The sequence below is a fragment of the Nocardia sp. NPDC101769 genome (assembly GCF_044766925.1).
GTDB lineage: Bacteria > Actinomycetota > Actinomycetes > Mycobacteriales > Mycobacteriaceae > Nocardia.
On sequence record NZ_JBIWMX010000042.1, the window covers coordinates 1 to 12,327 of the forward strand.

Annotated in this window: 8 protein-coding genes and 1 pseudogene; 4 read left to right on the forward strand and 5 right to left on the reverse strand. The window is 63.3% G+C overall.

Features of this window, described 5'->3' with window-relative positions; translation table 11 throughout:
* Positions 1 to 113: 113 nt before the first annotated feature.
* Positions 114 to 1,439, forward strand: a pseudogene (locus tag ACIRRA_RS40065) (alpha/beta hydrolase domain-containing protein); the annotation flags it as partial.
* Positions 1,440 to 1,899: 460 nt separating this feature from the next.
* On the opposite strand, the gene ACIRRA_RS40070 reads toward ACIRRA_RS40065, so the two are convergent.
* The 5 genes from ACIRRA_RS40070 to ACIRRA_RS40090 all read right to left on the reverse strand — a co-directional run bounded on the left by ACIRRA_RS40070 (position 1,900) and on the right by ACIRRA_RS40090 (position 8,451).
* Positions 1,900 to 2,682: an SDR family NAD(P)-dependent oxidoreductase gene (locus ACIRRA_RS40070; RefSeq protein WP_402779640.1), complete on the reverse strand. Its 783-nt coding sequence runs from the start codon at positions 2,680 to 2,682 to the stop codon at positions 1,900 to 1,902.
* Positions 2,683 to 2,958: 276 nt separating this feature from the next.
* On the reverse strand, positions 2,959 to 4,332 hold the full coding sequence (locus tag ACIRRA_RS40075) for a cytochrome P450 (protein WP_402779642.1): 1,374 nt from the start codon (positions 4,330 to 4,332) through the stop codon (positions 2,959 to 2,961).
* A 63-nt stretch (positions 4,333 to 4,395) separates the two neighbouring features.
* On the reverse strand, positions 4,396 to 5,871 hold the full coding sequence (locus ACIRRA_RS40080; protein ID WP_402779716.1) for an MFS transporter: 1,476 nt from the start codon (positions 5,869 to 5,871) through the stop codon (positions 4,396 to 4,398).
* A gap of 62 nt (positions 5,872 to 5,933) precedes the next feature.
* On the reverse strand, positions 5,934 to 7,250 hold the full coding sequence (locus ACIRRA_RS40085) for a cytochrome P450 (RefSeq protein ID WP_402779644.1): 1,317 nt from the start codon (positions 7,248 to 7,250) through the stop codon (positions 5,934 to 5,936).
* A gap of 145 nt (positions 7,251 to 7,395) precedes the next feature.
* Complete coding sequence (locus ACIRRA_RS40090) at positions 7,396 to 8,451, reverse strand: MBL fold metallo-hydrolase (protein ID WP_402779646.1); 1,056 nt, start codon at positions 8,449 to 8,451, stop codon at positions 7,396 to 7,398.
* Between the two features lie 580 nt (positions 8,452 to 9,031).
* On the opposite strand from ACIRRA_RS40090, the gene ACIRRA_RS40095 reads away from it, so the two are divergent.
* The 3 genes from ACIRRA_RS40095 to ACIRRA_RS40105 are packed head-to-tail and all read left to right on the forward strand — an operon-like array spanning position 9,032 to position 12,244.
* Positions 9,032 to 9,940, forward strand: a complete 909-nt coding sequence (locus ACIRRA_RS40095; RefSeq protein ID WP_402779648.1) for a hypothetical protein — start codon at positions 9,032 to 9,034, stop codon at positions 9,938 to 9,940.
* Between the two features lie 6 nt (positions 9,941 to 9,946).
* Positions 9,947 to 11,131, forward strand: a complete 1,185-nt coding sequence (locus ACIRRA_RS40100) for an acyl-CoA dehydrogenase family protein (RefSeq protein ID WP_402779650.1) — start codon at positions 9,947 to 9,949, stop codon at positions 11,129 to 11,131.
* Positions 11,132 to 11,140: 9 nt separating this feature from the next.
* A complete protein-coding gene (locus ACIRRA_RS40105) occupies positions 11,141 to 12,244 on the forward strand; it encodes an acyl-CoA dehydrogenase family protein (protein WP_402779652.1) in 1,104 nt (367 codons plus the stop codon).
* Positions 12,245 to 12,327 lie beyond the last annotated feature (83 nt).

The window sequence follows — 12,327 nt, forward strand, 5'->3', positions numbered from 1 at the left end:
AACGACCCATCGACATCACCCCAAAGGACGGAGGCCGTTCAGGCGCAACGGAAGTCGCCTGAAACAACCTCATCCACAGGATTTGACAATATCTCTAACTCGGTTACGTCGCCGAGGAGTACTTCCTGTCCGGCACGGCCGTCTCTTATCGCCCGTCGGGCCCGGCAGTTAGCGACGGGGAGTGGGCGACGGAGCCGGACAGGGTCGAGCCCTTCACAACCAGGCTCGTGGTGTACCGCCCAGTTGAGGGCTACAACGGAACCGCTGTCGTGGAGTGGCTCAATGCCTCCTCTGGCGCGGATACGCCGCCGATCTGGCTGCTGGCACACCGGCATCTCATTCGCGCCCGGATCGCCTGGATTGGGGTTTCCGCGCAGTACGCGCCGATTCACGGCGGTGGCGGCATGGCAGGGAAGGATGATACCTGGGACTCGGTCCGGCGGCCGTCACTGAAGCATTCGGCTCCGGCGCGGTACGCCAATCTGTCGCATCCCGGTGACGCGTATTGCTATGACATCTACCGGCAGGCGGGAGAACTGGTCCGCAGGCTGGTACCGGGGACCCGACAGCTGCTCGCTGCTGGACAGTCACAATCCGCAGCCATGCTCGTGACATATGTGAATGCCATTGCGCCACACGGCTCGCCCTACGATGCGTACCTCATCGACGGGCGACCGGGCTACCCTGCCACACTGACCGGGCGTATGGGAGCCGTTGCGCTGGAAGGCGGTACGCGAGTGCGCGTGGATTCGACCGCGCCGGTCCTCGCTCTCCAGACCGAGACCGACGTGGTCGGCTTTATGCGTTCGATCGACGCCCGCCAGTCCGACTCCGACTGTTTCCGGCTCTGGGAATTGGCCGGCGCCGCGCACGTGGACTCCTATAGCGTAGGAGCGTCCTTCACCGACTCGGGCAGTCTGACTGCGACGGAACTCGCCGAGCGAATGGCGCCGCGCCACAATCCACTGGGCGCCGATTTCCCCGAACCGATCAATTCCGGGCCACAGCATCACTATGTCCTGCAACGAGCCATCGCGGCGCTGTCGGAGTGGGCCGATGGCGGACCTGCTCCGGCGCGGGCCGATCGGCTCAGCGTGTCTGCCGGAAAACTGGTTCTGGACGTACATGGCAACGCGCTCGGCGGCGTCCGCACGCCATGGATGGACGTGCCGTTGGCGGTCCTGTCCGGGCTCGGACAGGACGGAGGCGGCCCGGCGGTCATGTTCGGCTGTACGCGACCACTTCCAGGTCCCGCTCCGGACAATTACCTAACAGCGTTTCGGGCGGCAACCAGCAACGCGGTGGCGGCGGGTTTCCTGCTGACCGCAGACGTGCCGGAAATCCTCGCCACAGCAGCCGCGAATCAAGCACTGAGCAACCAAGGACGCTTCCTGCCGGTCATTACCGACGACCTTGGTGGGCAGGGTGCTAGAACTTGAGGTGTCGGTGATTTCGAACGTGATGCTCGCGCCGCCCGGGGCGGCACCCAAGCGCCACGCCGACCTTCGGCGTGGCGGGCACGCGATTCAAGTCGGCAACCTCGCCACATTGCCTGAATGCCGTCGCGTTGCAATGGCATTCAGAACGCAGCTGTTCATCGAGCAGCGCGGCTCCTTGCCCATACCCCCGGGTTGACTCGTTCCTGGACAAAACCACGCCGTTACGCGCCCACGCATATTTCGGTGTCAGCAAATCGATCCGATCGGGCCTCGTCCGCAATCGCGCACCTGACCAGCAGCAGGAGATTGCGGCAAGTTGTTGTGACCAAGTCGAACCCACGGGTCAGCGATAGACCGGAGTTGACATCGACCGGCTCCGTTCCCAAGTCGTGTTGCCCCCTGGGCGAGCCGTCCAGGTGCCGGATTTCGCGGACACCCGCAGAACTCGGGGGATCCGGTCTCAGGTGTGAGCGGCACCGTCGATGCGGATTTCGGTGCCACTGATGAAGCGGCCGTCATCGGAGACCAGCATGGCGATGACACCGGCGACATTCTCCGGACCGGCCAACTCGTTCGGATTGTCCTGCGGGACAACGGCCGTCAGGCGGCCGAAAAGCCGCCAGTCGGAATCCTTCGGGAGGTAGCCGGGGGTGGCGTCGGTGATGCCGGACTTGATGCCGCCGGGCGCGACGCTCACCGCACGCAGACCCTGTTTGCCGTATTCGAGAGCCAGAGCGTGGGTGAGGCTCTGGATGCCGCCCTTGCTGGCGGAGTACGCGGCCATGTACGGGTGGGCGAAGCTCGCCGAGGTCGAACTGAAATTGACGATCGTGCTGCAGGAGTTGGTGAGCAGGGCCGGCAGGGCCTCGCGGATCATCAGAAACGTACCGGTCAGGTTTACGTTGATGATCTGGTTCCACAGATCCAGCGACGTCTCGTGGGTACGGCCGGCACGCAGCATGCCCGCGGCATTGACGAGAGCGTCTAGGCCGCCGAGGGATTCGACCGCGCTCTCGACCCCCGCGATGACCTCGGTCTCGCTGGCGATGTTCAGCTCGAGGATGGTAAATCTGGCATCGAGGCCCGCTTCGGATGCCTTCTTGCGAGTCAGCGCCAGCCCTTCGGCACTCAGGCCCGCGCCGACGACGACCGCGCCCTCCGACAGCAGGCGAAGGACCGTGGCCTGGCCGATACCGGATCCGGCACCGGTCACCAGGATACGGCGCTTTTCGAGACGGTACATGAGGACCTCTTTTACGTCTTTTGGAGTTTTCGGCACAGAATGCAACAGATAATATGATATGTAAGGAAATTTCCGCGGTGGGTGAACTGCACCCAGCCCACCCACTCGCCGAAAACAGCTATGCCACAACGACTACCGACCCCATCCACACAGCCGCGTGGATGGGGTTGCGAGCCTTCTGTCGGCCCTTCGCCACCCGACTGCAAAGGACCGCCGCCGAGAACCTGGAACCTCGACGGTTGTCCACGCTCGTTGTGCTACAACCAACTCCGTCGATCAGCGGTTCTTTATCTGCACAGGCAGCCCATCCACCATCGAGGTGATGATGCGCATCCGATGCCGGGGTTCCCAGCCCCCTCGGAGTTGGAATTTGTACCGTTGCAATATCGCTGCCAATGCTGCAACGGCTTCAATATTGGCGATACGGAAGCCGATGCATTTGCGTGGACCCAGGTTGAACGGGAGATACGCGCTCTTGTTGATCTTGTCTGTCAGGAAGCGGGTCGGATCGAACTTGTCCGGATCGTTCCAGAATCGAGGATCGCGATGGATTCCATACGGGGAGAACAATACTCGCGAGCCCTTGGGAACGAAGTATCCGCCGATTTCGTCGTCCTCGATCGCCGTGCGGACATTGGCCATCGCGGACTGGATGCGCTGCCCCTCATCGAAGCATGCCTTGAGATACGAAAGACACTCCACACTTGCATATTCGATCGGCTTGCCGTCCAGCGAGTCGACCTCCTCGACCGCGCGCGCGAGCGCCGACGGGTGGCGAAGCAGCAGAGCGAGCGTCCAGGCTGTGGCTTCGGTCGTGGTTTCGAATCCGGCGAAAATCATGCCACTCACCTCTGAGAGCAGCTTGGCGTGTTGCAGATGTGGGCATTCCTCGGCGCTGATCTCCAACATCGCGTCCAGAAGATCCGGCTCGGCGCTGGGACCATCTGCTCGCCGCTGTGCGATATACCGCTCGAGATCGGAGTGCACGGCGGCGAGTCCGGCTTGTCCCCGGCGCTGGAAAGGGCGCGGCAGGAAGGCCGGAAGATCGTGCATCATCGCGCGATTGGCGGCGTAGCGGCTGTAGTCCCGTGCGGACCGAATGTAGCTGTCCAATTCATCGGTGGCCATGGTCACCCCGAATACCGCACGCATCAACCCGTCCATGACGACGGTGCCGAGTTCATGCTCGAGATCGACCCACTCCGCGGTGTCGACGTACTTCGACCACGCATCGACGCGGGCGGTGACCCCCGCGATCAGCTTGGGGGCGACTCGCTCCAACGCATGACCGGAGAAGTGCGGGTTGAGCGGTCGGCGGACCCGCTTCCACTCATCACCCTCCAGGAACGCCAACGGCAGCGGTTGACCATCCATGAGTTCCTCGTAGGACTCGCCTTTGACGTAACGCTGATGGTGCCGGACCAGAATGTGGTCGATGTGATCCGGGTGGCTGACCAATGTCATCGGTGCTGCGTCACGCCCCGGTACCGGCAAAGTGACTACGTCGCCGTAGCGGCGCGCCACTTCGGGCATGATCGCGTACGTTTCCCGCCGCATGGACACACCCATTTTCAATAGAGTGCCCAAACTTGGTCCCGGCGGCCGATTCTGGGCCGTTGGTCGCTGAGCGACCGATGAATCCTTACTCATCCCTAGCCTCAATTCACAATGATCAAGATTGCGTCTTCACTTGCAACGCTTTTCAGGCAGGCACTAGTCAGCCACGCCTACCCCAGCTTTCTCGTCCGCAACCGGAGCCGGCACGCCGGAGGGCTGACCACCGGAGACGAAGAACGCCGCGGCGACGGCGCAGACCACCAGCAGACCGACCGAGAGGTAGAGCGAATCGGCCAGGGCCGAGCTGTAGGGCGCCTTGACGAAGTCGGGGAGACGGCCGCCTCCCGCGGACGAGCCACCGCTGGGCAGCGAATGTGCCGCCATGCGCGCGGCGAGCAGTGAGGCAATGGCGGCACTGCCGAGTGCCGAGCCGACCTGGCGGGTGGTGGCGTAGATGCCCGAGGCCGCCCCCATCTGCTCCAGCGGCAGGCTCCGCATGGTGGCGGCGGGCAGCGGTGCCCAGATGAAAGCACTGCCGATGCCACAAACGACCGATGTCACGACCAACATCGGAATGGACCCATGCGGGGTCGCGAGGGAGAGGAACCACCACACCCCCGCCGCGTACATCACAAAGCCGAACATCAACAGGTAGCGTGGCGGCACTTTGTCCGACAGCCTGCCGACCACCGGAGACAGCAAGGCGGACAGCAGAGCCAGCGGAGAGCCGACCAACGCGGCCTTTGTCGGGGACAGCTCGTGAACGATCTGCAGGTAGAAGAACGACGGCACCATCTGTGCGGTGGTTGCCGCGGTCAGACCGCTGGTGGCGATATTTCCGAGCGAGAAGTTGCGGTTCCGGAAGACGCTCAGTGGTATCAGCGGCTCAATCTTGTTGCGGCCCTGGTACACCAGGAACAGCGCGAGCACGGCCAAGCCGCCGAGAATCAGGCCCCACACCCAGCCTGCCCAGTGATAGTCGTTGCCTTCCTGGATACCGATCACCAACGCTGTCATGCCGGTCGCGACCATCACCATGCCCGGGATGTCGAAACGGTGCTTGTTGGTCGGCAGTACTGGAATCAGCCGCGCGCCCAACACCAACGCGATCACTCCGATCGGCAGGTTGACGTAGAAGATCCACTGCCAACCGCCGTTGTCGACCAGCGCACCGCCGAAGACCGGGCCGATCAGCGCTGCGATGCCCGCGACACCGCCCCACGCCCCCATGGCCGCACCGCGCTTGTCCCACGGGAAGATTCGGCCGATCACCGCCATCGTCTGCGGCGCGATCAATGCCGCGCCGAGGCCCTGGACCGCGCGGGCGGCGATCAGCGAATCGATGCTGCCGGCCAGGCCGCACCACAGCGATGCCAGCGTGAAGACCGAAAGTCCCGCCAGATACAAATATTTCGGACCAAACCGATCACCGAGCCGACCGGTGATGAGCAGCGGCACCGCGAAGGTGAGCAGGTACGCGCTGGTCACCCAGATGACCTTGGACAAGTCGGTGTGCAGGCCGGACATGATCGCCGGATTCGCCACCGCGACGATGGTCATATCCAGCAGGATCATGAAGTAGCCCACGCACAGCGCACCCAGCGCCGCCCACGGGTTGCGTTCGGTTGACACAATTGACCTTTCTTTGTTCTGTTCTTTGTTCCGAGCAGTACTAAGTGGTGCGGCGCGGCGGGTCACCAGGTCACGGGCAGCTCGACCAATTCGGCGGCCAACATGTTCTCCTGGCGGCGCAATTCGGCAGCTGGAACCGCGAGCCGCATATCGGGAAAGCGAGATATCAACTGGGAGAACACTTCCTGAAGCTCGATCCGCGCTAGCGGGGCACCGATGCAGTAGCGCAGGCCGTGCCCGAACGTCAGGTGTGCGGACGACCGCCGGGCCAGGTCGAATCGTTCCGGCTCGGGAAACGCCTCGGGGTCGAGGTTTGCGGCACTGACATCCATGAGCACAAGATCGCCCTGACACACGGTGGCGCCGTCGACTTCCATGTCGGTGCGCGCGTAGCGGGGCAGCTCGGGGCTGGACTGGCACGGCACCCGCAACAGCTCCTCGATCGCGCTCGGCACCAGAGCGGGTTCGGTGACCAGCCTTCTCCATCGATCCGGGGTGTCGAGGAGCGTCAACATCCCGTTGCTGATGGCGTTTACCGTCGTCTCGTGGCCGGCAAACAGCAGTGCCATCCCCAGCGCGGCAGCCTCCGCGGCATGCACTCCCGGAGTATCGCTGACGCGGGCCGCGGTCAGCCACGGTATGGCCTCGCCGCCGCCCAGAGAAGTTGTTCGAAGCAGTTCCTCGACTGCCCCCGGAATACGGCTCGGATCTTCCTGCAGAGCGGCCCACAGGTCAGGACGGAGCAGGAGTTGAAATACCATTTTGCTCAGCATGTGAGCGGTGGACTCGAAACCCGCAATGATCAGTCCGAACACAATCATCACGACATCGATATAGCTCAATGCGTCATGACGAATGAAATCCGAGACGACATCGTCTCCGAGATTCTCACTTCGTGTGGTGACCAATTCCATGACGCGCCGTCCCAAGCGCTTGCCGGCCGACTCCGCGCGTGCTGCGGCGTCCGGAATCGAATCATCGGCCAGCAGGGCGCAGACCCATTCGATCAATTTTTCGTCGTCATCGGCAGAAATGTTCAGCAGTTCACCGAGGACCCGAATTGAATAAGGCTTCGCCACCTCCGCCACATAGTCGATGGTGCCCCCGTCTCGCAGCGCCGACATCCGGTCGGCCATAATGGATTCGGCGCTCGACCGAATCGATCCCATTCGCTTGTTCAATTCAGCGGTCACGGTTCTGCGCAGTTTGAGATGAACAGAATCGTCCATGGTCGCGAGCCCACCCGCAAAGAGTGGGCACGCAGTGATTCGTGGCGCATCTGCGGAACGGCCGAAGTTCTTGCTGGAATAGACGGTGCGGACGTCGTCGTAGCCTGTCACCAGCCAGCATTGCCCACCGTGTGGATAGTCGAGTCGCACCGGGACACCCTGCCTCAGCGCATCGTCGAGTACCGGATCCAAGCCCAGCGATCGCGCCCCGTCGGTGGGAAACGATGAACTGGGCACCCAACAGCCAATTGATCCATGACGGACCCCCCAAATTGAATAATTATATTAAGCGTGCTCAGCGCCTGGCTACGAACCTCATCGGCCGCTCGTCCGCCTTCGGCGATTCCGCGAAGCCATGGTTCAGTAGGTAGGTGAGATGTGCTGAGCACTCCGATAGCGCCAATGGCCATGAAATCGGCGGGATATCCGCCCATTTTATGGCCCAGCTCATTTCCTGGGCGATGTCCCAGAGTGTCCGTGGCTCACCGTCGGACAGGACCTGTCGCACGTCATCGAGCCGCCGCCGGTGATGCGCGGACAACTCCTCTATTCTCTGAGGCCAGTCGACATCGACGACCTCGTGGGCCGGATAGATCGAGAAACCCTCAACCGCCAGGGTTCGCACCTTCTCCAGTGATTCCAAGTACCTGTTCAGCAGATCGTGCTCGTCGACCGGGAACACGAATTCCCCGACATGCGGGCTGGTCTTGGACAACACATGGTCGCCGGTGAACACCGCCCGCTGCCGCTCGAGGATCGCACCCATGTGACCACCAGTGTGGCCCGGCAGCCACAGGGCGGTAAGACCACCGGCCGCAGGCGTGATGACATCACCGTCACCGAGCCTGCGGTCCACTTCATCCGACATGTACGCCATCGAGAAACTTCCCCCGGCTTGCCGGTAGGCCTCCAGCGCCGGCGTCGGCGCCCCAGCCGCCGCGAGATTGTTTAATTCCCACGACAAATGGGCTTCCGCTGATTCCTGGCTGCGTAGCTGATCCATGAGATCGGCGTCGATCTCGTGCATGGCAATCCACGCATCGGATTCGGCTTTCACCCGTCCAGCGAGTCCGGAATGATCGGGATGGTGGTGAGTCAGAACTATGCCTTCTGTCTCACGAACCTCCCGACCCAGCGCGGCCAGGCCCTCGGAGAGCGCCTGCCATGCTGTGTCGTCATCCCATCCGGCATCGATGAGAATATGCCCCTGCGCGCCTTCCAGTACATATACGCGGGTCGAAATTACGGGTAGTGACATTACTGGGACTTCGATAACTCCGATGAGCCCATGGAGATCTGTCAGCGTGTTCCTCGCGGATACTTCATTGTCGCGCTGTTGATCTGAAGTCATTTCCCCAACCTTCTCCCGACCGCCCCGAGTCCATGGCACCCGACCAATGGGTGATACATCCATGTCCCGCATGCAGTCTTTCATGACAACCGGTCGCGGTCAAGCGTTTGCTTGGTTCACCAATCACATTTCGGGACAATGGCGTTGACACAGCTTCCGCGATTTCGCAAGTCGACGCGATTGACATAGATTTTGCCATTTCGCAAGTCGACGCGATTGACATAGATTTTGCCATTTCGCAAGTCGGCGCCGTTGACACAGGTTCTGCGATTTCGCAAGCGGGGAGGCGCGTCCGGCGCCGTGATCTTCGCCCCATCGGCACGCCCACCGAGGCCGTGCACCGCCTCTCCTATTACCCACTGTCGCAACTACTTTGGCCGCCGGGCCATGTTGCGAGGTGGGGGAACATGCCCTACCGTGGGACCGTGCCCCACTCCGGTGATACGGGCGTATTCCTTCTGGGCGAGTCCCGCCCAGAGGATGGGGATTCTTTCAGCACACGAGTCGATCGTGCCGACCTTCCGGAATTTCGCCATTGGTCGGCATTTCGGGGACTTAATTCATTCAAGGGGGACGTCGCATGACCATCGCGTACTTACTCGGCGGGCAAATTCCGCTCGAGAAAACATTCGTCACCGACTTCTGCGTTCGATTCCCGGCTGTCCGTGAGGTATTCGAGCAGGCCGCGGACCGGACCGGCTTGGAGACTTCCGATCTGATCGTCGGCGCGTTCGACGGAGAAGGCGAGCTCGTCCAGAGCTTCGGTGCGGTGCGCCAGGCGGCGCTGATAATCGGGATGCACGATGTGCTGGCCGACCGCGGCACCCGGCCGGATGCCATCGGCGGACTCAGCCTCGGAGGTTTGGTGAGCGCGTGTCTCGCCGGCGGACTCGATCGACAGCAACTGTTCGAGATGCTCCACTACCAACGCCTCATTCCCGAGGTGCCAGCCGACTCGCCACCGCAGGGTATGGCGGTGGCCGCGCTGGCGGAGGGTGACGATATCGAGAGGTACATCGGCCCCGTCCGGCCCGGGATCTACCTGGCCGCGGACTACGACGTCGTGCCTGGCGGCGACAAACGGGTCATCGTGCTCTCCGGATATCGAGCGGAGTTGACCGCTCTGGCTGCCGAGCAACCGCGGCGGATCCGCATGCTCGAGGAGTACGTCGGTGCCTTCCACAGCCCGCTCGTGCAGCACGTGGCGGACTTCATGGCGAAGCACGTGTCCGGTATGACCTTCTACGATCCGAAGATCACCCTCTGCTCACCCCACCGGACCGGCGTCATCCAGACCGCCGACGAGGTTCGCGAGTTCTTCCTCACCAACTATCTCAACCCGGTCGGCGTCCGCTTTCTCCTGGACGAAGTCAACCGATTCGGCGCGGAGTCGGCCATCGGGCTGGGACCCGGGATGCCCCAGCGCCTCGTCGCCGAGCCGCTCATTTTGAGCTCTGTCCTCACCGCGGACGACCTCGCCAACTTCTGAGGACCAATGGACATCAATTTCACTGCGGCACAGCAACAGTTGCGGGCCGAACTCCGAGAATACTTCGCTACCCTGATGACCGACGAGCGGCGCGAGGCGATCGCGGGCGGCCCGCAGGGCGAATACGGCCCCGGCGACGCCTTCAAGGAGATTGTCCGCCAGCTCGGCCGCGACGGATACCTTGTGATGGGATGGCCGAAGGAATTCGGCGGCCAAGGCCTTTCGATGATCGACCAAATGATCTTCACCGAGGAAGCCGCGATCGCCGGAGTGCCGGTACCGTTCTTGACGGTCAACACGGTCGGCCCCACGATCATGCGTTTCGGTACCGAAGAGCAGAAGGCTTTCTTCCTGCCGAAGATCGCCGCGGGCGAATTGCACTTCTCCATCGGGTATTCCGAGCCCGAGGCCGGCACCGACCTCGCCTCGCTGAGGACTCGGGCAGTAGCCGACGGCGACGACTACATCATCAACGGCCAGAAGATGTGGACCTCGCTGGTCGAATACGCCGACTACATCTGGCTCGCGACGCGCACCGACCCCGATGTCGCGAAGCACAAGGGCCTGAGCGTGTTCGTCGTACCGACGACCGCCGATGGCTTTTCCTGGACCAAGGTCCACACGATGGCGGGCGCGGGCACCAGCGCCACCTATTACTCCGACGTCCGTGTTCCCGCGACGTCGATGGTGGGCGGGCTCAATCAGGGCTGGAACCTGATCACCAACCAGCTCAACCACGAACGGGTGGCACTCTCGATCGCCGCACCTGTGCAGGAGGCGCTGCGTCAGGTTCACGAGTGGGCGCAGGACACCGAACTCGCCGACGGCTCACGGGTTATCGACCAGGAGTGGGTACGGATGCACCTGGCGCGGGTGCACGCCAATACCGAATATCAGAAGCTGCGCAGCTGGAAAATGGCCGCCGACGCCGATACCGGCGAACTCGCCCCCGCCGAAGCCTCGGCGACCAAGGTCTTCGGAACCGAATTCGCCACCGAAGGGTACCGGCTGTTGATGGAGGTGCTGGGCGCCGATTCGATCGTGCGATCCGACTCGGCCGGCACCCTGCTGCGCGGGCGCGTCGAGCTGTACCACCGTGCGTCGCTGATCAATACCTTCGGCGGCGGCACCAATGAGGTTCAGCGCGACATCATCGCCGCGACCGCTCTCGGCCTGCCGGTCACTCGTTAAGGACATCACATGGATTTCAAGCTCACCGAGGCACAGCAGGACCTCGCCGGGCTCGCCAAGCAGATTCTCGGCGACTGGTCGGACAAGAACGACAACAGCGGACGATCCGCTTCCGGACTCCGCGACGCACCCGGTTTCGACGCGGACCTGTGGCGCACGCTGGCCGGTGCGGGTCTGCTCGACGCAGCACTGCCGAAGTCCGTGGGCGGCAGCGGGTTCGACGTGCTCGAGCAGGCTTCGGTCCTGATCGAGATCGGCCGATCCCTCGCGCCCGCACCGTATTCGAGCAGCATCGCCGTCGGCGCCTCCGCGATTGCCGAGTTCGGCGACGACAGCCTGATCGGACGCTACGTCGCGCCGGTGCTGCGCGGTGACGCGACCATCGCCGTCTCGGTTGATGACGGCACCACCGGCCCAGCTCCCTTGCGCTGCACAGAAACCGACGCCGGTTGGACGGTCAGCGGCAGCCGAACCAACGTCACCGCAGGTGCTTTCGCTACCACCTTTCTACTCGAAGCCACCACAGCCGATGGTCCGGTCCTGGTACTGATCGATCGTGCCGCAGCCGGTCTCACCACGACTACGCAACGCCTGGTCGACGCCGACGATGCCGCGTTGCTAGAGCTGGACGATGTCGCCGCCGTCGTGCTGAGCCGAAAGGACGGAGTCCAGTGGGTGCGCCGCCGCGCGACCTTGGCGTGGTGCGCGTGGCAGCTCGGGGTATTGGAGAAGGCATTGGCGCTGACTGCCGAGTATGCCCGCACCCGCAGGCAATTCGACAAGCCGATCGGATCCTTCCAAGCGGTGCGAACCCGCCTGGCCGACGCCTACATCGACGTGGAGGCCGTACGGTTGACGCTCTGGCAGGCCGCCGCTCGGGAGGCCGCGGGCCTGCCCGCTGGGCAAGAGATCGCTACCGCGAAGTTCTGGGCCGCCGAGGCCGGGCACCGGGTGGCGCACACCGCCGTTCATATCCACGGCGGTGTCGGGATCGACACCGACGGGCCGATGAACCGTTACTTCGTGGCGGCCAAACGTGCCGAGTTCAGTCTCGGCGGCGCCACCGCCCAGCTCCGCGTCCTGGGCACGCTTCTAGCACCTCCGCCCGCCTGAGCACGGCAGTGGGCGGGTTGCGTGTGTGCGGGCGCGCCGATTGCGCAGTTCGCGGCCGCGGTCATCACGGGATCCGCGCCAAG

What these genes read in the sequence shown, in the direction of transcription:
- ACIRRA_RS40070 (WP_402779640.1), bottom strand. Translation starts at nt 2,682, where the DNA reads ATGTACCGTCTCGAAAAGCGCCGTATCCTGGTGACCGGTGCCGGATCC.
- ACIRRA_RS40075 (WP_402779642.1), bottom strand. Translation starts at nt 4,332, where the DNA reads ATGAGTAAGGATTCATCGGTCGCTCAGCGACCAACGGCCCAGAATCGG.
- ACIRRA_RS40090 (WP_402779646.1), bottom strand. Translation starts at nt 8,451, where the DNA reads ATGACTTCAGATCAACAGCGCGACAATGAAGTATCCGCGAGGAACACG.
- ACIRRA_RS40095 (WP_402779648.1), top strand. Translation starts at nt 9,032, where the DNA reads ATGACCATCGCGTACTTACTCGGCGGGCAAATTCCGCTCGAGAAAACA.
- ACIRRA_RS40100 (WP_402779650.1), top strand. Translation starts at nt 9,947, where the DNA reads ATGGACATCAATTTCACTGCGGCACAGCAACAGTTGCGGGCCGAACTC.
- ACIRRA_RS40105 (WP_402779652.1), top strand. Translation starts at nt 11,141, where the DNA reads ATGGATTTCAAGCTCACCGAGGCACAGCAGGACCTCGCCGGGCTCGCC.